Raw genomic sequence first — 20085 nt, forward strand, 5'->3', positions numbered from 1 at the left:
TCAGGAATGCCCTGACGATGTCTTGTGATTGTGCCGACCTCAGTGCCGATGCATCTTGGTAAAGGCTTTATTTGCGGGCGATTGCGCGAGCTTGCGCTTCCGCTTCGCCTCTATTGCCTTCGGGTGTTCCGGCCCCTCTCGAGGAGGCAGCTGGCACAGCCACTCACTCACCATGCCAACAATCATGTCGAGAATGGATACGACGGTGCAGATCGCACATTCGATGATCACCGTTCTGAAGTACGGAGCTTCAGCATGGGAAAGACTCATAATCAGTTGCATGCCGTACCAACCAGCCAAAGCCGCCCCAGCCAAGGCCAGTGCCTTGGAGATGACAAGGGTATTCACTGCACGAATTGGATCAAGATCGTCGCGGTCACCTTTGACATAGAGATGGACTTGATACGCCTCATAGAACACATATGCACCCAAAGCCACCAACAGCACCGGCACGACCCACGGTGCACCCATGAGAGAGAACTGGCTTGCCTGTGTCAATGCTGACATGGCGAACCCAGCGGCAGCTCCAACAATCACCGCTACAAGGTAATACCACCACGGCGTGCGTCTCGCCTTCATACGGCACCTCCAAGAATCCACGTATCAGAAACCTTGATAATATTCTCTCGATTTGGTGCATCTCTCAACAGGCTCTCAAGCATCGTCGCCGTATCGACGGCATCCGGCTGTTGGATGGTTGCGTTCAGATCATTCCACGGAGCAAGTATTTCAGCATGGCTTGCAACGCTCGGCAGTACCGAACGCTGCTCCGCTTCTTTCTCGTGATGCCGTGAGCGCAAATCCAGCAGTGTCGCTCTCAAACACCGTGATTGATGCGATGAATCATCTCTCATCTCAGTGTATTGATTGTCTGAAGACTGATGCGCGTGTTCCAAAAGTGTCAGCGACGAGTGGATGTCGGCATTGTTCAATGACGTTTCTATCATCACGACAGCATTGAATGAGTCGTTATCGGTGATGGAGCCGCATTGATACAGCGGAGAAATTCCGACAACCTGGTTGCCGGGAACGCTATCAATGGCGACGACTGCGGCTCGTAGCGTCGCCTGGGCATCTGCCGCCTGATCATTGACGGTTGACGTTTGCAGGGCTATCAGGGCTTCACGGGTTTCAGGCTGGCTTGTCTCGGTTGATTGTGCAGATGCTTCCTGTTGGTCTGCATGGGCCGATGCTGCTACGTGTGATGCCTGCGTATGGTGGGCATCCGATTGAGCAGCGAGGGAGTTTGAGCGTTTCGAGGTCAGTTTTTCGCCGAACTGTTCGTGATGCTCAGCTGCACAACGAATGGTGACGGAAACGTCATCGACATGAACTCCACGGATGCTTCGGGCCCGGTGAGCGGTGACTTCCACTTCGTGTATGAGATGGGAGAGCAACACGGCGTGTGCAACGTCATATGCGAGTGTTTCGAGTAGTCCACGTTCATCGCGTTCGATTACTGAGGCCACTCGATGCGCCAGCTGTTCATAATCTACGGTTTGTGTGATATCCGATGATCTGCCTGCCTGCTGAAAGTCACATTGCATGACAAGATCGACGCTCACAGTGCTCTGACGATGACGAAGACCGGCATCGCTGTGGAACAAGTCATGGTTGTCATTCGCAGCAGACATTTCGTCTGTGGAATTCTTGCCATGCCGTTCCGGTCTGATACCGGTGAGCTTCATCACATCCATCAATGATTACCGTTCACTCGCCTGTTTTCATGCCAATGCCACGTTTGAGTGACTCTGGAATTTCAACGGGTGGAATGTTTGAATCCGGGCGTGAGCTGTCCGAAAGCCAGACTTGACGTACCGGAGCCTTGACGATGGCCGAGAACACCTGCTTCAGCTCGCGCTCGTTCAGTGTCTCCTTGACCAGGAGTTGACGCACGAGTTCATCGAGAATATGACGATTCTGGTTGATGATGTCCCATGCTTCGGAGTGTGCGCGCTCAACAAGCTTGCGCACTTCGTCGTCAATGATCTGAGCTGTCTCGTTCGAGTACTTGCGGGGCTGCAGACCATCCATGACGGTTGTCTGGTCGTCGTCATCATCGGCCCACTTGATGGCTCCAAGCTTTGCCGAGAATCCGAATTCCACAACCATCTTGCGGGCGATCTTCGTTGCCTTTTCGATATCGTTCGACGCGCCGGTCGTTGGATCGTGGAATACAATCTCCTCTGCCGTTCTTCCACCCATGGCGTATGCCATTTGATCGAGCAGCTCGTTACGTGATTGAGAGTAGCGATCCTCGGTTGGCATGACTGCCGTATACCCAAGTGCGCGGCCACGAGGAAGAATCGTGACCTTGGTGACTGGATCAGTATTGTGCAACGCCGCAGCCACCAATGCATGCCCGCCCTCGTGGTACGCCGTATTGCGCAGCTCGTTCAGGGCCATGCCCTTGGACTGACGTCGCGGTCCTGCCTGAACGCGATCGATGGCCTCGTCTATGGCGCGATTATCGATCAGCTGAGCATTTGAACGCGCGGTAAGCAATGCAGCTTCGTTGAGGACGTTTGCCAGATCGGCACCGGTGAAGCCCGGAGTGCGTACTGCCACGATGTGCAGATCCACATCCGGCACAAAAGGCTTGCCTTTGGCATGAACCTTCAGGATAGCCTCGCGGCCTTCCAGATCAGGAGCTTCGACACCCACCTGGCGGTCGAAACGACCTGGACGCAGCAGCGCGGGATCGAGCACATCCGGACGGTTGGTTGCCGCGATGATAATCAGATTCGTATCGTTGTTGAATCCATCCATCTCGACGAGCAACTGATTCAATGTCTGCTCACGCTCGTCATGACCGCCGCCCATTCCTGAGCCACGACGACGACCTACGGCATCGATTTCATCAATGAAGATGATTGCCGGAGCGTTTTTCTTTGCTTCGTCAAACAGATCGCGAACGCGGGAAGCGCCAAGGCCTACGAACATTTCAACGAAGTCGGATCCAGCCATCGAATAGAATGGAACGCCCGCCTCGCCAGCAATCGCTCGTGCAAGAAGGGTCTTTCCTGTTCCTGGAGGACCGTACAGCAATACTCCTCGTGGAATTCTTGCCCCCAGAGCCTTGTATTTCGATGGATCCTTGAGGAAGTCCTTGATTTCTTCAACCTCTTCAACGGCTGATTGTTCACCTGCAACATCTGAGAACTTTGTCTTCGGCGTCTCGCCATCCAGCAGACGACCAGCGTTCTTCTTGCCACCCATACCGAACAAGCCGCCACCTGACGATTGCATTCGGCTCATGAAGAACCAGAACAACCCAAGAATGATCAGCAACGGCAGCATTGAGGTGATGAGATAGCTCAGAATGCTTGTCTGTGGAACAGTCGAGTTGTATCCCTTGGAAAGGCTGCTGTCCTCAACGGCCTTCACCACCTGACCACCTTGTGCAAAGACATAGTAGAACTGAACGCTCTTGCCATAGTTTCGCATCCGGCCGTTACTAGGGTCTTTCTTGGTGAAATCGCTCTTCAACTCAAGGGTGACGAGCTGTTTGGTTTCGGTGATTTCAGCATAATTTGCCTTGTTATCACGCAAAAGAGCGAGCCCATCCTTGGTATAGATGGTCTGCGTTCCATTCATGGAGAACAGTTGGAAGGCTGCAATGGCAAGCATTGCCAACACTACAATCCACACCCACGGCATCTGCCAGAACGGACGCTTGCCGCTCGATCCCGCATTGGGATCGTCCTGAGACTGATTGTTGAATGGGTTCATGCCGTTATTTGGCCTGTTGCCATTATTGCCTACTGGTGGGCGCCTTTGAGGACCCTGAGGATAGCTCATACCTGTTCTCCTTGATACACCTCTGGTTTGAGGACTGCGATGGAATCCAAATTCCTATATTTCTCTCCGAAGTCCAAGCCAAATCCAACTACGAATTCATCAGGAATGTCGTACCCACGGTACTTTACGTCAACTTCGACCTCGCGACGCGATGGCTTCTCCAAAAGCGCGAAAACTTCTACGGAAGCTGCGCCTCTGCGCTTCAAATCACCGATAAGCCATTTCAGTGTGTGCCCGGAATCAACAATATCTTCAACGATAAGTACATCTCGACCGGTAATGTCCGTACTCAAATCCTGTCGAATGGTGATCGTCCCAGTTGATTTGGTGCCCAGGCCATAGGAAGAAAGGCTCATGAAATCCATCTCGACCGGGATGCTCAGCGCCTGAGAAAAAGCGGTGAGCGTGTTGACTGCCCCCTTCAACACAGCGACGAGCAGCAGGGATTTCCCCTGATAATCCTTGCTTACCCGCGCTGCCACCTCTTCAATTTTGGATTCAATTTGCTCTTTCGAGACCAGTTCATGGTCAATATCGGATTTAATATCAGCGATTTGCATGTCCACCATCTTTGCATAGATGAATGACGTTATCCTGACGATTTGCTGAGAATCCAAGCGGAAGATTCACGCCACCCTGACCATGCCAGTGCACGATGAGCTGATCTACGGCCTCGATGTGGCGGCTGGAAACAGGGATTCCCATTCGATTCATCGCAATGACGATCACTCGTCTGCGCAGGGCGACATGCTGCTTCTCCAACTCCATGACATCGAGATCCAGCGTTTCCTGATTGCGCTCGTGCGATTCCTCAAGGATAGACGCCGCTGCCAAAGCCTTTCCCTGCGCGTCCAGACATTGCGCATCCTCGCTCGCCTGTTTCGTATTGCCAGCCAGAAGTGCAGCCACATCGCTTCCAACGAATTCATCGAGGAATGGCATCAGATCGTGGCGAATCCGGGAGCGAAGAGGATACTCAACGGGTAACCGCTGCAAGGTATCCATATCATCGCCATTCGTCGGATCATCCCACCATTCGATACCTGCGTCCTTGCAAATCTGCGTTGTGTCGCAACGACGCAAATTCAGCAGTGGACGCAGGAATGGGACATCAATCTTGGTCGAGACCGCGGGCATCCCCGCAATTGCCTGAGTACCGGCCGATCGCAGCAGACCCATGATAACCGTTTCGGCCTGATCATCCAGGGTATGCGCCAGCAACACAGCCGCTGCCTCCGTCTGCTTCGCATACTCGATGATGGCCGCATAACGCACCTCGCGAGCATCAGCTTCTTCTCCCGCGCCCGTCTTGCGGACCGTCACCGATCTGACGGCCACCGGACTCAAGCCCATGGAAAGGCACTGATCGGAAGCATGCTGCGCAACGATATCTGCATGCTCCTGCATGTTGTGATTGATCAGAATCGCCCCGCACCGCAGTCCCAGCATGGGGCAGACAATCGATGCACCATATGCGAGAGCGAGCGAATCTCTCCCTCCCGAACATGCGACGAGGATGAGTGGCGCATCTTCAGCTGCCGCATGAAGACCATGCTGCGAAAAAATCTTGGATTGTCTATGAAACCCTTGCGATTCCAGTGATTTTCGCAGTTCACCAATCATTCGCTTCATGATTGCGGAATACATGAATCCATCTCCAACTCTTGCGGCGGATTCCCGAACGGTCTCGTTCTCAATGAAATGCGACCGGGAAACACCTGGATTTCGAGTTTTGTTGCCTTTTTTCAGTATAAAGGTCAAGAATCGTTGAAAAATCGTTAAGGAAGGCCAAGAATGACCCCGTTCTTCTGAAAAGGCAACAAAACTCGAATGTGTGAGGTGTCGTCCGTCGAAAGAGCGGGGAATCGAAGTAAAAAGTCACAATTTCGGCAATGCGGCAACGAATGCGTTCACGGCTTGCTCTGCGGACCACATGTTGTCACCATTGTTGATGATCACCGCGAAGGTGAGAGCACCACCATGGATTCTGGAAACATTTCCGGCCATTGCACTCACAGTTGAGAGCGTTCCTGTCTTGACACGAACCAGACCATTCATGGAATCGTCGGCGCTTCGACTTTTCGCCGTGCCAACGACACCAACGACAGAAAGCCCGTCGGCCTCCGCAACGGCAGAACCCCTGACAAGAAGCTTCTCCTGCACATCGGTCAAAGTGTTGACCGTCACCATGGAACCCGGACTCAAACCCGAGCTGTCAGCCATGTGCAGACCGCTGGTGTCAATTGCGTCCTTCTTCAAGACAGATTGTGTGGCTGCCGTCGCTCCGGCAGTCGAATTGGCCTGATCCAGCTTCAATGCGAGCAGACGACCAAATAATTCTGCTTCAGTATTATCTGAATTACGGAGCATATACGCCATTATCTCGCTTAACTTTGCCGAGCTGACCGACGCTATAGGCGATGAGTTCGCTGGCGCATCCCCACTCGTGGCAGCACCATCAACCTTAATTCCTGCGGATGAAAGACTTGAGATGAAAGTCTTTGCAGTGTCCGCTGCCGTGGTCGTGGATCGGGTCGGATACACCTCGTCATTGTCTGGATTCGACGGCTTTGCCGTGCCGCTCCACTGCTTGCCTCCATCAACGGCCATGGAAGAGATGGGCGTGAAATAGCGCCATTCCGCATCATTTTGCTGTATTCCCGCAGGCATTCGTTCCGAACCGAACAGTGAATCATCGTATTTCAAAGTGACCTGCGATATTCCGCGCTGATGCAAAGCCTGCATGGTTCGAGACGCGAGCGTGGCCAACCCTGCTCGACCGTTGACATGAGCGGTGTCGTTCTGCCCCGCCCCCAGCAACATGTCGCCACTGCCCTGCAATATCAGCTGGGGCGTGCCACCCTTCGGCTGTACGAGATAGACCTTCGTGTCCAGTGTTGAGCCCATATCCAAAGTCGATGCGGCAGCGAATGCCGTCAGCGTCTTCAGCGTCGAGGCCGGCTCGCGTGCGGTCGTTGCATTGAGTTGGGCGATTGTTGAACCTGATGAGTCACGAATGACCGCCGAAATATCGGAACCGACACCCTCGGCATTCTTCAAGGTGTTCACCAGATCCGAAGCCTGCTTGGAATTGATCGGCGTACCGGATTCAAGCTTGCCATCAAGCGTCGCAGCTGCATACGCCGTGCGAGTCTGAGGAGCTGAATAATGCGAGAAGGATGAATTGGTCAAGACTCCAGGAACCAGTCCAAAGATATCTCCGACGATATATGCCGCGGCGATCACGATGGTGATAAGGGCAGTCAACGTGATTCGCCATGCCGAGCGTCGTGGGTGCACTTGGGCTACAGAGCTACTCGTGCTGTGACCTAACACCTAACCTCAATTCGTCTCGTGACCTGACCGCTTGTTCGACCATCATGAATTATCGTTGCAATTGCGCAAAATGTGTGAGGGTCGCGACAATCTTCAACTGACGTGCATCCATGATCCTACCCCCCAAGGCTACGCCCAACCATAAAATAAGCACTCCATTGACCAATGCCACAGGAATGGCAATCCACAGATATGTCATTCCAGACAGCACGAGCAGCACAATGACCACGATGACTGTGGGGATCATCACCACCCCTGAAGCAAGCATCGGAATGAATGGAAGAAATCCCTGAGACACAGCACGGCCTTGAGGCGAAGAGAACGGTTTCGCCAAGCTTGCAACGGGATACATGAACATGCATGAACACACTTCAGCAACACCTAGGCTCGCCAGATACACACCCACCCCGCACAGAGTGCACACCATTCCAATCGTGACAAACTGCCCACCACGAAGGTTGTACACGACAAGGCTCGCGATGCCAATCACGGCAAGATATACACATCCCAAAACCGCCAATACGCGCACACGACCGATGCGATCGTCAATGCCGCGAACGCCTATCTGCACGTGCATCGTCATACCCATGCCATCGTATGCCAATCCGTTCGATTCCGGCATCATCATGAACAGCGCCGACATCAGCGGTGCCATGAAGACCATTTCCGGCAGGCTGGCCGATTGAATCGCAAACAATCCAAGAAAGATGACCGGCATAAGCAGCACCATTGCCTGTCGGGGATCGCGCAGCAGGTATGTCAGGTAGCGCGCCGAGATCGCACCGGAAACGGAATCGGGCATCCATGAGAAGGATCCGACCCCCTTGCGCAGAACCACCTTCTCGGCAGCACCGGCTACCAACCGTTCATGCCGCATCAACCACGTCGAAGCCATGAAGCAGAGAACCCAAGTGAGCAATAGAATCGCGATTCGCACGACGAAGAACAGCCAGTTTCCCGCCAATGCGTCGAAGGGCAGTTGAAATGCAGCCCCGAATGGAGTCCAAGAGAGGAACGTCGCGACACTCAAAAAGACGCTCAGCCTCAACTGCTCAATGCCAAAGGAATTGATGACGATGTTCGGACCATTGGCGACAAGGATGAAGATCAGAATGATCATGATATAGAGGATGCTCTGGCTGCGCTTCGACTGCAGCAGACTCGTCGCCGCCGACATGATGAGCTTGGAGACACTGATTATTGTAATCATGATGAACGGCGCTGCGAGAAGGGCTGTGAGCACCATGGGCGCACCATATGAGCGATACATCAGTGGAATCAGCAGGCACGCCACAAGCCCTGTGATTCCAGGGATGCCACATAGACCAGAAAGCGTAAGCCCGAATTGCAGCACGCGGTCACGTATCCCGAAAAGCGCGAATCGATCGGCACTCAGCGTCGATCCCTGGCCGAAAAGCATCAGTTGTAGAATCGACGTCAACAGGAAAGCAAACGTTCCGCCGACAATCATCACCGTATTCATGATGGGCAATGGATTCGCCGCAGCATTGCGCTCGACCAGCGTCCCAATCTCCCACGCTCCCCTGGCAACACCGACGACGCAGCCGATGGCGAAGATAAGGCCAATGATGAAGCCGATCGTCTGCCACGAGGACTTTCTCAAATACGCCCACGTCAATGACCAGCGGAGTCTCACTATCAGTATTGCAGTAAGCATATGAATCCACTTCCCTCATTCACACTTGTTTCCATGTTCTGAGCAATGCACCGAAGGGGACAATGACCAGAACTCACGCTGTCATCCGGCCACCGATTCGCTGCCGCCACCCTGCAGCCAGGCAATATGGGCGGCCTGATGCCTTCCACCGACCAGCTGCAGAAAACGATCCTCAAGATCCTCCCCGGCAGCAACTTGGGCTATCGTGCCATCAGCCTTGACCTGCCCGTTGGCAATCACAGCCACATGCGTGCACATTTTCTCGACCAGCGCCATGACATGCGAGGAGATGATCACCGTGCCACCCGTCTGAGCGTATTCAACCAGAATGTCTTTCAGGTTTGCGCTCGACACCGGATCGACCGACTCAAAGGGTTCATCCAGAACAAGCACCCGCGGGCTGTGGATCATGGCAGAGGCGAGGCAGATCTTCTTCATCATTCCCGAGGAATATTCTGCGACCATAAGGTTCCTGGCATTTTCCAGATCGAATGCAAGCAGCAGATCGTCAGCTCGTTGCTGTGACTCTGCACGCTTCATGCCTCGAAGCATGCCCGAATACAGGAGCAGTTGCAAGCCGGTAAGTCTGTCAAAGATCTGGGAAGGCTGAGGCATCACGCCTATCATGCGCTTCACCTCGCTGGTATGCAGCCACACATCCTTGCCCAGCACCATCGCAACGCCCGCATCGGGCACGAGCATGCCGGTGGCCATATTGAGCGTTGTGGTTTTCCCTGCGCCATTCGGTCCGACGATTCCGTAGAAGGAACCTACGGGAATATCGAGTGAAAGACCATTCACCGCAATCTTGTCACCATAGAATTTCGCCAGTCCACGAATCGACATCGCCGCGCCCGCGTTGGGAGTGGGATATTTAATGCCGTCTCGCTGGACAGGAGAATTTTCCAGAACTCTTGAATCCCGTGGATATTCTTCTTGTGAATATCCATCTGCCGGCCCACGATATGATTCAGCACTGCCGGATGACTGTTTGCCTTGGATTGGTTTGGGATCTGCACCGCCGGGTGTTTCAATCATGCTCCAAGCATAACACTGGGCAAAAAGCCCATCTATTGCGCCTGCTGCATCTTATGCACCTCGTCATGCTCATGACCGTCATGCTCATGACCGTGATGCTCGATTGGCTTCCACTCCGGCTTCGAGAAGATGGCCTGGAAGGAAATTGGAATGTAGCTGAGCATATAGACGGGAAAACTCAGGCAATACGCGAATAGTTCCTTGTTCGAAGCACCAATGCGATTGCGCTCTGCAATGATTGTCATCGCCGCAAGTGCCATCATCGAAAACATGCTCAAGACTATGCCAGACAAGTAGCCTGATATCGTGCCGAGCTGCGTCGACAGCGTGGTGAAGCCGCAAGCGACGAAAATCATCGATAGCACAACGCGCAGCACACCAAAGGCAGTGAACGGACATATAAGCAGGGTCAGATCAACGGCGGAGAAGTCCCTCTCCTGAATCGCACGGCGCATCAGACTTGGTCCGTAATAGCGGAAGACCTCGAGGAATCCCTTACTCCAACGCACGCGCTGGCGCCAACTCTGCTTGAATGTTACAGGCTGTTCGTCATAGAGGATTGCCGTACCGCAATAGCCAATCCTGTCTCCATGCAGAATCGAATCCATTGTGAATTCAAGATCTTCAGTCAGCAGGTGGAATTTCCAACCATTGTTTCGCTCCATGATCTCCTTGGAGAACATAAATCCTGTACCGCCAACATGGCAGCTGGATCCGAAGACCATGCGCGAGGAATTCAGGAAGCGCGATTCACGAATGAACCAGAGTGCAGAGCCCGAGGAGACCCAATTCTCTGAAAAATTCACGGAATTTCGGTAACTGGTCAAGATCTTGAAGCCCGATTGGAAGGCCTTGTTCATTTCTTCGATATAGCGTTTGTGGAGAAGGTTATCCGCATCAAACACGAAATATGCGTCATAGATCTGACTCATCTGTGATTGATTGATCTGGTTCAGTAGAAAGGTCAGGGCATACCCTTTGCCGATCTGGTTGAGGTCGTGGCGTTCCACAACATGGCAGCCCATACTACGTGCCAATCCAGCGGTGTCATCGGTGCAGTTGTCAGCGACGAGCCAAATATCGATCAGATCGATTGGATACGACTGGGCATGAATCGAACGAATCAGATTGCCGACAACCAGTTCTTCGTTTCTGGCGGAAATCAGTACTGCGTAATGGTTGTCCATTGGCACATCCTTGAACGTGACTGGTTTTGACACGAAGGAGGTGAGGATGCACACTGCCTGATAAATGATGCTGACGATTCCAAGAATCCATAGCAGCCAGTCCAACACACCAAGAATTGCCATCAATGCCACCTGTTCCGCGGATTACCGTCACTCGCCTGGTCTACATCATCCGGCAAGGTCTTCGTTTCTGTTGAGCCTGCGCTCAAAGGTGTATTCTTGGCTTTTTTCTGTGGAATTGCAATAGTTTCCGATGTGTCCAAATCCTGCATAGTCTGCTTGTACTGGTTCGCGTCCTGCAGATCGCTGGTGTCAGACTCACTGTGAATGCGGGAGCTGGAACCACGCGCCGCCCGCGGCATTCGCTCGGCGACCGGCCGAATGACATGCTCATTGAATGCCTCGGCCCCTGCAATGACCTTTGACTTCTTCACCGGCTTCGGATCGTTGAGCAATGGCGAATCAATCAATTCGTAATGCTTCGTGTAGGCCTTGAATATGGCTTGGAAGCTTGCAGCCACAGGCAGAGCGAGGAATGCGCCGAGGGCACCAAATACTGCGCCAATTCCCAACACCGAAAGGAAAGCGACCGCCGGATTCAGATCCATCGTACGTTGAGAAACCTTCGGAGCAAAAATCAGATTTTCTATCTGCTGATAGATGATGATGTATGCAAGAATCGCGAGCGCCTGGGTCAGTCCAACGCTTGCCCATGCGGCGACGATTGGCAGTGCTCCACCGATGTAGGTGCCGATGGTTGGTACGAACTGTGATACCAGCCCACAGAATAGGGAAAGCGGCAGCCAATATGGCACATGGAGAATGACGAGGAATATTGCCAGGCACCCGCTGTTGATGATTGCCAGGATGGTACGACTGAAGAGAAAGCTGGAGATTTGATCCTGGGCGACTGTCCATACCAGCACGAATTTACGTTGTGATTTAGGGCTCATCCATTGGCATACGCTGCGTCGCATCTTTGGACCAGATGCGGAGATATAGAAGGTGACGAGCAGCACGGTCAGAAGATTCAGCACAGCGCTCAGGAAGCTCATGGTTGTGGATATGGCCTGTCCGGCGAAGTCGCGTACCCATGACGTCTGTATGCTGCCAAGGATCTCGTTTCCAAGATCTCCGATTGCAGGCAGTTTCCAGGATGTCTTGCTCGAGATGGTATTGGCAAGATCTTCGTAATACTGTGGAATTCCTGAGATCATGGCGGTTGCCTGTTGCACGAAGAGGCTGCCGAATGTTGTCATCAATGCGATGACCACGATGATGAACAGCACGATGGAGATGCCTGAGGCGGCTCCACGCCTCCAGCCATGGCGAATCATCATCTTGACCAAAGGCTCCAAGGCGAGGGCTATGAATATCGAGATGACTACATCGAGAACCAGGAACTCGATTTTTCCCCATGACTTATAGACGAACCAGGAAGCAAAGACACCAATGGCTGTATAGAGCAGAGCTCGACCGTACCATTCGGGTGGTTTTCTGGGATCCCCTTTTGCGGGGAACACTGAGGCGAGATCAAATTGTTCGTTGTCTTTGGATGTCATATGTCCCATTATCCCCATTAAAATCGACAAGGATGGTTTCGCCGCACATGAATGCGTCTGAATTGCCTGAATGTTGCTGTATGGGCTTGCACGTATTGTGTTACCTATGCTGACTGTTTCAATTGTCATCCCTGCATGGAACGAAGAAGAACGCATCGCTGACTGCTTGCAGAATGCTACGAGTCAAACAGTGATGCCATATGAGGTTATCGTTGTAGACAATCGTTCCACCGATAACACCGTGATGGTCGTGAAGCAGTTCATTCATGAACATCCCGAGGCTCATGTGCGCCTCCTCCACCAAAACAGGGAACAAGGTCTTATCCCGACCCGCAATTGGGGTTTGAACCATGCAACAGGCGATGTACTTGGCCGTGTCGACGCCGATTGCATGCTGAAGCCTGACTGGGTTGAGGTCGTTTCGGGTATCTTCACCGAAGATGACGATGCCATGGGCGCCACCGGCCCAGTGGTGTATTATGACATGCCCGGTCGCAGAATCGGTTTGAAGGGCGATAATCGTATCAGAAGAAACATCTACAAGGCGGATGGCGGTCATTATCTGTTGTTCGGATCGAATATGGCTCTGCGGGCAACCGCTTGGAAAGCGATCGCGAAAGAAGTGTGCCGCGATGAATCCGATGTGATGCACGAAGATGTCGATGTCTCGCTGCATCTGCTTGGCAAGGGTTTCGAGACCGTATATTCCCCGCGCATGATCGTTGGCATGAGCGCGCGCAGAATCGATACCTCGCTTTCGTCATTCAGACAGTATATGAAGCGCTTTCGCAATACCTTCGACGCCCACCCGCAGCATTGGCGCACCGAAAAGCCCGAGCATACGCTCTTTGCCCTGTATCCCATTCTGCGAACGTTCTACCCTGCCTATCAGAAGTATCTTGGCCTTCGCGACATCAATCCTGCCGAACGCGTCTGGGTTCGTGAGCAGATGGACATGATGCAGCGCGATGAGGATGATGCGATTGCGGCAGCAACGTATGGCGAAAGTTTCGATGAAGGGATGCACACAACTCCAGCCAGCCATCGTGATGAGGAACGGCAGGAACTCAGCGTCGGTCGCTGACACTGCGTAACTGCTCGACACCAATCCCCTTCACTGACCGGATCATGATTGTGATCTATGGTTCTTGATCGATTCAATGTCTGGGTTCGAATCAGGATCGCGTTCCCAATCAATGATTGTGCACAATTCCAACAGCAGTCGTTCAATGTCAAGGTCTGGGTCAATCAATCTCTGAACAAGCAGACCGTCGGTCACTGCATTGAAAATGCGGTTGAGATCACTTGGCTCGAGCTTCGAGCTGACGATGCCTCTCTTCTGCAATCGCTTGAGCATCGGAACCGAGATTGCCGATGAAATGTTCCTACGTTCCAAAAAGTAGGCGTGAGCGGGATTGGCCTTGTCAGCGGCACGCACTGATATGTATGAGTAGAGTTCCACGAGTCCTGGAACCTGTGCCTTATGAGCCATGATGCGCACCAGCCGGGAGAGCACATCAACGTGTTCGCGTGACTGCGAAGGCATGAGCCTTAGCCGTGCATCGAGGAGTTTGCCTGCCCTTTCGGCCAGTTCAGACATTGAGCTTTCCGAACCTGAATGCTTGTGTTCGGACGACGCGGTCGCTGCTGAGACGGAATCGGTGCCTGAATCTTGAAGATTATCCTGATCAGCCTCCGCTTCGGCTTTCTTGCATTCGGTCTCCGCATCAGAAGGTCGAATTGCACTGTTTTCAGTGTTCAGTCGGAACAATTCGTACAGTTCGTTCTTGTCGTTCTCACGCAGAATTTCGACGTACAGATCGTCCTTTGTTCCGAAATAGTGCAAGAGACCGGCTTCGGAAAGATTGACAGACTCGGCGAGCTCTCGAAGCTTTGTCGATTCAAACCCGTTCTCTGCAATGAGTTTTAACGCCTGGCTGAGAATTTCCTGGCGCTTGAGCACTCCCTTTGAATAAGATCCGCGTTTTTTCGTCATTCCAATCATTCTAGAGCAATAGGTAGAGCAGCACATCTGGATTGTTCAGATTTCATTCAAGCCTGAATCTATCTCTCAGCACAAAATTATTTCTCGAAATACTCATGCTTATTGTTGTTGGGACACATATACGAGTATGGAAAATCGTACATAATCGCCATATGAGAGGATTTCGACAGTGAACGAACAACAAGGCAAACAGCAAGAATCGACGCGTGACTTCATGAATCCACCGGACATTCCGGTCAGAAAATCACACAGCGGTTTAGAACTTCCTGCAATAGGATTCGGCACATACAAGATCAATGGATTCGATGGAATTGAGTCCATCGAGTCTGCTCTGCGGGTGGGCTACCGGCTCATTGACAGTGCCTATAACTATGAGAACGAGGGAATCGTTGGTCGCGCAATCCGCGAGTCCGGCATTGCTCGTGAAGACATACAGGTCACCAGCAAACTCCCCGGCCGGCATCAGGATTACGACGGCGCACGCGTAACGATCGAAGAAAGTGTTGCGCGCATGGGCCTCGACTACATCGATCTGTATCTGATCCATTGGCCGAACCCATCCAAGGGAAAGTACACCGACGCATGGCGAGCGCTTGTCGATGCTCAAAAGCAGGGAATCGTGAAGCATATTGGTGTGAGCAACTTCCTGCCTGGCCATATCGACATGCTCATTCATTCGACCGGCGTTGCTCCAGAGGTGAATCAGATCGAATTGCACCCCTACTTCCAGCAGACCGCGCAACGCGCCTATGACAAGACTCACGGGATCATTACCGAGGCATGGAGTCCTCTGGGCCGCGCCAATCAAATGCTCAAGGATACGACATTGACGGCCATTGCCAAGAAACATGGGATTTCTGTGGTACAGGCAATCCTCCGCTGGCACGTGCAGATTGGCGACGTTTGCATTCCCAAGTCCACGAACCCGGAACGTCAGCGTGCCAACATCGATTTGACCGGTTTCACCCTCGATGGTGATGACATGATGAAGATTGCGGCTCTCGATAATCCAGAAGGACGTTCATTTGCTCAGAATCCACAGTGGTACGAGGAATTCTAGAGTTCCATCTGCAAGATAAATGTCACATAGTCGCAATTTTTGGGCGGCAATGCGAGTTTTGTGGCAATTGCAAAGTATATGTTCCAATTTTCGGTGATTTTCCGACGGGATAATGCGAAAGAACAACGTTGATGCTTTGCAATTGTCACAAAACTCGGGAATCTGACCTTTTCCCCTGTCTCTATGAGTGCTTTTGTAGTGATTTCTCGGTAGAGTCGTTATCAGCAAGGCTTTGCCAGCCCAATCAAGGGTGCAATAGTAGGGACGGGGAACTTGGGGAAGAAAGTTGTGGTCGTAGGAGCCGGCATCGGTGGATTGTCGGCAGCCATTCGTTTGCAGCATGCGGGATATTCGGTTGAAATCTATGAGAAGCAAAGCATGCCCGGTGGCAAGATGCATCAGATTCATGAGCAGGGCTTTACTTTTGACGTTGGCCCAACGATCGTGATGATGCCCTCGATCTATCAGGATATATTCCGTCTCTGCGGCCGCAACCCAGATGACTACATTCCCATGACGCGTCTTGATCCGATGTATGAGGTCTTCTTCGAAGGTAGTCCGATGCGTCACTATGCGATCAACAACACTCTCCCTGATCTGATGAAGATGGTTGAGAGCAAGGGGCCCGAAAATGCCAAGGGTTTCCTTGACTATCTCAGCGTCATCCATACACGTTATCAGGTGGCGTATCAGCACTTCATCACAAGGCCTTTCCGTCATCGACGTGATATGTACAACCCATACATGCTCGTTCAGGCGATGAAGCTCAAGACCTTCGACAGTGCCGATCACATGATGGCAAAGTTCATGTCCGACAAAGACCTGCAACGCATGCTGAGTTTTCAGACCCTATATATCGGTGTATCGCCTGCCAACGGCCCTTCGCTCTACAACATCATTCCGATGATTGAGCTGCTCTATGGTATCTGGTTCATCAAGGGTGGCATGCATACCATGGCCGAGCAGATGGCCAGACTGTTCGAAGAAATCGGCGGAAAAATCCACTACAACGCTGATGTTCAGAGCATAGTGACGTCCTCTGGCAGCAATCAGGGCAAGAGTCCGTCCACGCCCGATACCACCGGAAAGCCCGAGGTCAAGGGCATCGAGATTGATGGCAGGCTTGTCAAGTCTCCATACGTGGTTTGCAACGCCGACTTTCCTTACGCGATGAAGCATCTCATCGACAACCCCAAGGTGCGGGGAAAGTATTCACCGAAGAAGATCGACAAGATGGACTATTCATGCTCATGCCTGGTGTTCTATTGGGGGGTGAAGGGCACGTATGACAAGCTTTCGACACATAATTTCGTAATTTCGTCACAGTACGACGAGAATCTGCGCAGTATCTTCGACGGCACCGAAATTCAACAGCCTTCGATATATCTGCATATTCCGACTCAGACCGATGCGAGCATGGCTCCAGACGGCATGTCCGCCTTCTATGCGCTGGTCCCTATCTCCGAGCTGGGAACGGCCCGGTACGAGTGGAACGAACAGACCGTGGAGCTCTATCGCAATAAGGTAATGGATGCACTCACACAACTCCTGGGACTCGAAAGACTCAAGGAAGACATTGTATTCGAAAAGGTGTTTACACCTCATGACTTCGCACACGAGTTCAATGCATATCGAGGTGCCACCTTCGGACTTCAGCCAACCCTGTTGCAGAGCAATCACTGGCGACCACAGGCAAAAGCCAAGCATTGCAAGGGATTATATTTCACAGGCAGCAGCACGCATCCAGGTGCAGGCGTGCCAATCGTGATGCAAAGCGGTAAAATCTGTGCGGAAGAACTGCGACGTGACGAGAAAGGCGACACTTTTGAGTGATGGCCAGGATGGCAGCCACGGCAATGCTGCGAGCGATACAAAAAAGCTAGTCACACCCGCTTTTTCCGAACCACATGACTCGCATTCCCCGTCAGTTTCACTGGAACAGTCGTTCAAGGCAGCTTGCTCGATCATGCAGACTGAGGCAGTGAGCTTTTATCAGGCATTCAGGGGACTGCCGGAAGATCGCTTCAAGGCAGTGGCAGCGGTCTACGCGTTCTGCCGCTACGCCGACGATCTCGTAGATGAGGGAGGCAGTGCCGCTCTTCCTCAGCTCGACGATCTGGAGGGTTCAGTTCGCTCGCTGTTTGAGCAGACACGATCCCGCGATACCCGAATCAGCACGGCCGACGACGCTTTCCACGACAATGATTCCAGACAGCAAAAGCCCAAGGCGACCATGGCACCCACGCTCCCGTGGTGGCCAGCATTTGTCGCCAGCATCCGCAGATTTGGGGTGCAGGAGCAAGGACTTCTGATGCAGATTCAAGGTCAGAGAATGGATGCGGACTTCCATGACATCGAGACCACTGCCGAACTCATCGAATATTCACGCCTGGTCGCAGGTTCGGTGGGTATTGTATTGGTTCCGATTCTCGTGAACGACATGAACGGCATTCACGATTTAGGCTTCATGCAGGCATGCGAGGAATTGGGCATAGCAATGCAGATCACCAATATTTTGCGTGATGTCGGAGAGGATATCCGCAAACGCAATCGTGTCTACATTCCTCACGATCTACTTGAAGCCCATGGCATCACACGAAATCTTCTTAGCTCACTCGCTCAGGAGAATGTGAGTACGCAGCGTATCGTGATACCAGAGGCATTTGTGTCTCTCTGGGAGCGGCTTGCCACTCTTGCGGATCGGTATTACCTGCCGTATGAACGTCATATCGACAGCTTCCACAAGTCAGCTCGCGTGCCCCTCATCACAGCGGCAAAGCTCTATCAGGCGATAGAACAGGCAGTTCGGGATCAATCGTATGACTGCTTCACCAGGCGCTGCTATACCAGCAAGGCAACACGTCTCCGCATCGTTACACAAATACAGCTACGGGAGAAGGCACTATGGAAAATTTAGTGAGTCTGGCCATTTCACTGGCATACATTCTGCTGGTTCTGGGCCTGGCAACTCTCGTTGCACATATTCAGGGGGGCCGCAGTGAATACTCCCGCAAACTTGTGCATGTCATGGTTGGCAACTGGGTGTTCATCACACCTTTCTTCACATCGCTCTGGGCGGTTGCATTGGTGCCCTTAACCTTTATTGTTGTGAACGCGCTGAGCATCCGCTTCCATTTCTTCAAGGCTATGGGACGAGAGCATGAAAATCTTGGCACGGTCTACTATGCGTTCAGCATGTTCGTTCTCAGTTCCGCTGCATTCCTGCTTGGCTGGAGAGAACTCGCGTTCATCGGTCTGCTCACCATGGCGTATGGCGATGGCTTCGCTTCGTTGGTCGGCAGGCGTTGGGGCAAGCATCATCCGTTCTCCTTTGCGCGGGAGAAATCACTTGAAGGCAGCGTGACCGTTGCCATTACTGCCTTTATCGTCTCGTTGGCATGCGTTGCACTGGTTCGGGAATTACATGATGAAACAAAAACGATGAATCGCGCCTGGGAATTCGGCATGAGCGCATCCTTTGCCATCTTTGTGACAGAATCGGTACTTATCGCACTCGCCACAGCGATATTTGCCGCCTTCGTCGAACTCACGGGAAAGAACGGATGCGATAACCTCTCAGTCCCGATATGCACCGGTGTGTTCGCATCACTCCTGCTGCGTTATGGATCTGTTGGCATGACTGTATATTTGCTGGTTGCATTAGGCATTCTGATCTATGCATATCAGAAATCGGCAATCACGGCAGATGGGATCGTTGCTGCCGAGCTTACTGCTGCCACGCTCTATGCCTTCTCTTCGATCTGGGTGGCTGCGAGCCTTCTGCTCTTTTTCATCGCTGGATCTCTCGTATCGAAGATCAGCAACTCCACGAAGAAGCGTGGTGAATGTCGTCAGGGAGATGCGGGCGCAAGAAATTGGAAGCAGGTGCTGTGCAACTCGCTGCCGGCATGCGTTGCACTCTGGCTGGCACATTTCTCGCATAACACGAATACTGCTGCACTCATCTGCTTCAGCGTCTTTGCAGCTGCGTGCGCCGACACCTTCTCGTCCGAGATTGGCATGCTGAGCCGCGGCAAAGTGCTCAATCTGATCAACATGAGGCCAGTTCCCAATGGAACATCAGGCGGCGTGACATTGCTAGGCATTGCCGCAGGCATGGCGGGAAGCGCCCTGCTTGCCATTCCTAGCGCAGGTCAATATGGAATTCGTGGCTTCCTCTTCGTTCTCGTTCTTGGGTTCTTCGGAACTCTCATCGATAGCGCATTGGGTTCGACCATCCAGCAACGTTTTGCTGACAAGCATGGCCAGCTTATGGATGCTCCAGCGTATCCAAGGCAGCGTGCAGTGGTGGGCATCGCGTATGCCAGCAACAACGTAGTCAACATGCTCAGCCTTATTCTCATATGCATTTTCGCGTACTTCCTCAAAGGTCTCGTTGTCCCCTGATCTTTAAAAGA

Annotated in this window: 16 protein-coding genes; 5 read left to right on the top strand and 11 right to left on the bottom strand. The window is 52.5% G+C overall.

The features are described 5' to 3' along the window. Window positions 1-39: 39 nt before the first annotated feature. The 10 genes from BAQU_RS06425 to BAQU_RS06470 form a co-directional block, all read right to left on the bottom strand. A complete protein-coding gene (locus BAQU_RS06425; RefSeq protein WP_094693719.1) occupies window positions 40-579 on the bottom strand; it encodes a DUF3180 domain-containing protein in 540 nt (179 codons plus the stop codon). Beyond that, window positions 576-1697: a dihydroneopterin aldolase gene (locus tag BAQU_RS06430; RefSeq protein ID WP_094693721.1), complete on the bottom strand. Its 1122-nt coding sequence runs from the start codon at window positions 1695-1697 to the stop codon at window positions 576-578. Before BAQU_RS06430 ends, BAQU_RS06425 begins: the two co-directional genes overlap by 4 nt. 13 nt (window positions 1698-1710) lie before the next feature. Beyond that, window positions 1711-3801: an ATP-dependent zinc metalloprotease FtsH gene (gene ftsH, locus BAQU_RS06435; RefSeq protein ID WP_094693723.1), complete on the bottom strand. Its 2091-nt coding sequence runs from the start codon at window positions 3799-3801 to the stop codon at window positions 1711-1713. After that, window positions 3798-4361, bottom strand: coding sequence for a hypoxanthine phosphoribosyltransferase (gene hpt / locus BAQU_RS06440; RefSeq protein ID WP_094693725.1), 564 nt, complete (start codon window positions 4359-4361; stop codon window positions 3798-3800). Before hpt ends, ftsH begins: the two co-directional genes overlap by 4 nt. Beyond that, complete coding sequence (gene tilS / locus BAQU_RS06445) at window positions 4348-5433, bottom strand: tRNA lysidine(34) synthetase TilS (protein WP_244568453.1); 1086 nt, start codon at window positions 5431-5433, stop codon at window positions 4348-4350. The genes hpt and tilS overlap by 14 nt, the downstream gene beginning before the upstream one ends. Before the next feature lie 246 nt (window positions 5434-5679). Beyond that, window positions 5680-7068 (bottom strand): D-alanyl-D-alanine carboxypeptidase, encoded by a 1389-nt coding sequence (locus BAQU_RS06450; RefSeq protein WP_169713272.1) that lies wholly within the window; start codon window positions 7066-7068, stop codon window positions 5680-5682. Window positions 7069-7186: 118 nt separating this feature from the next. Continuing rightward, a complete protein-coding gene (locus BAQU_RS06455) occupies window positions 7187-8815 on the bottom strand; it encodes a hypothetical protein (protein WP_094693727.1) in 1629 nt (542 codons plus the stop codon). A gap of 81 nt (window positions 8816-8896) precedes the next feature. After that, window positions 8897-9853: an ABC transporter ATP-binding protein gene (locus tag BAQU_RS06460; protein WP_338022688.1), complete on the bottom strand. Its 957-nt coding sequence runs from the start codon at window positions 9851-9853 to the stop codon at window positions 8897-8899. Between the two features lie 32 nt (window positions 9854-9885). After that, a complete protein-coding gene (locus tag BAQU_RS06465; RefSeq protein ID WP_094693729.1) occupies window positions 9886-11163 on the bottom strand; it encodes a glycosyltransferase family 2 protein in 1278 nt (425 codons plus the stop codon). After that, entirely contained in the window at window positions 11163-12602 is a 1440-nt protein-coding gene (locus BAQU_RS06470; RefSeq protein WP_094693731.1) for an AI-2E family transporter, read from the bottom strand. Before BAQU_RS06470 ends, BAQU_RS06465 begins: the two co-directional genes overlap by 1 nt. A 106-nt stretch (window positions 12603-12708) precedes the next feature. Here BAQU_RS06470 and BAQU_RS06475 point away from each other — a divergent pair, with 106 nt between their 5' ends. Next, window positions 12709-13686: a glycosyltransferase family 2 protein gene (locus BAQU_RS06475; RefSeq protein WP_094693733.1), complete on the top strand. Its 978-nt coding sequence runs from the start codon at window positions 12709-12711 to the stop codon at window positions 13684-13686. 42 nt (window positions 13687-13728) lie between these two features. Here BAQU_RS06475 and BAQU_RS06480 read toward each other — a convergent pair whose 3' ends face one another. Further along, window positions 13729-14598: a TetR/AcrR family transcriptional regulator gene (locus BAQU_RS06480; protein WP_211277124.1), complete on the bottom strand. Its 870-nt coding sequence runs from the start codon at window positions 14596-14598 to the stop codon at window positions 13729-13731. Window positions 14599-14821: 223 nt separating this feature from the next. Between BAQU_RS06480 and BAQU_RS06485 the strand changes: the two genes are divergently transcribed. The 4 genes from BAQU_RS06485 to BAQU_RS06500 all read left to right on the top strand — a co-directional run bounded on the left by BAQU_RS06485 (window position 14822) and on the right by BAQU_RS06500 (window position 20074). Beyond that, complete coding sequence (locus BAQU_RS06485) at window positions 14822-15667, top strand: aldo/keto reductase (protein ID WP_094694093.1); 846 nt, start codon at window positions 14822-14824, stop codon at window positions 15665-15667. A gap of 273 nt (window positions 15668-15940) precedes the next feature. Continuing rightward, the gene (locus BAQU_RS06490) at window positions 15941-17500 is read left to right on the top strand and encodes a phytoene desaturase family protein (RefSeq protein ID WP_094693737.1); all 1560 of its coding nucleotides are present in this window, start codon (window positions 15941-15943) and stop codon (window positions 17498-17500) included. Beyond that, a complete protein-coding gene (locus BAQU_RS06495; protein WP_094693739.1) occupies window positions 17493-18584 on the top strand; it encodes a phytoene/squalene synthase family protein in 1092 nt (363 codons plus the stop codon). Before BAQU_RS06490 ends, BAQU_RS06495 begins: the two co-directional genes overlap by 8 nt. Then, window positions 18572-20074: a DUF92 domain-containing protein gene (locus BAQU_RS06500; protein ID WP_094693741.1), complete on the top strand. Its 1503-nt coding sequence runs from the start codon at window positions 18572-18574 to the stop codon at window positions 20072-20074. The genes BAQU_RS06495 and BAQU_RS06500 overlap by 13 nt, the downstream gene beginning before the upstream one ends. Window positions 20075-20085 lie beyond the last annotated feature (11 nt).

The sequence above is a fragment of the Bifidobacterium aquikefiri genome, from assembly GCF_002259795.1.
Taxonomy (GTDB): domain Bacteria; phylum Actinomycetota; class Actinomycetes; order Actinomycetales; family Bifidobacteriaceae; genus Bombiscardovia; species Bombiscardovia aquikefiri.

Coding starts and splice junctions, on each gene's coding strand:
- BAQU_RS06425 (WP_094693719.1), bottom strand. CDS start 579: ATGAAGGCGAGACGCACGCCGTGGTGGTATTACCTTGTAGCGGTGATT.
- BAQU_RS06430 (WP_094693721.1), bottom strand. CDS start 1,697: ATGGATGTGATGAAGCTCACCGGTATCAGACCGGAACGGCATGGCAAG.
- ftsH (WP_094693723.1), bottom strand. CDS start 3,801: ATGAGCTATCCTCAGGGTCCTCAAAGGCGCCCACCAGTAGGCAATAAT.
- hpt (WP_094693725.1), bottom strand. CDS start 4,361: ATGCAAATCGCTGATATTAAATCCGATATTGACCATGAACTGGTCTCG.
- tilS (WP_244568453.1), bottom strand. CDS start 5,433: ATGAAGCGAATGATTGGTGAACTGCGAAAATCACTGGAATCGCAAGGG.
- BAQU_RS06455 (WP_094693727.1), bottom strand. CDS start 8,815: ATGCTTACTGCAATACTGATAGTGAGACTCCGCTGGTCATTGACGTGG.
- BAQU_RS06460 (WP_338022688.1), bottom strand. CDS start 9,853: ATGATTGAAACACCCGGCGGTGCAGATCCCAAACCAATCCAAGGCAAA.
- BAQU_RS06465 (WP_094693729.1), bottom strand. CDS start 11,163: ATGGCAATTCTTGGTGTGTTGGACTGGCTGCTATGGATTCTTGGAATC.
- BAQU_RS06470 (WP_094693731.1), bottom strand. CDS start 12,602: ATGACATCCAAAGACAACGAACAATTTGATCTCGCCTCAGTGTTCCCC.
- BAQU_RS06475 (WP_094693733.1), top strand. CDS start 12,709: ATGCTGACTGTTTCAATTGTCATCCCTGCATGGAACGAAGAAGAACGC.
- BAQU_RS06480 (WP_211277124.1), bottom strand. CDS start 14,598: ATGACGAAAAAACGCGGATCTTATTCAAAGGGAGTGCTCAAGCGCCAG.
- BAQU_RS06485 (WP_094694093.1), top strand. CDS start 14,822: ATGAATCCACCGGACATTCCGGTCAGAAAATCACACAGCGGTTTAGAA.
- BAQU_RS06500 (WP_094693741.1), top strand. CDS start 18,572: ATGGAAAATTTAGTGAGTCTGGCCATTTCACTGGCATACATTCTGCTG.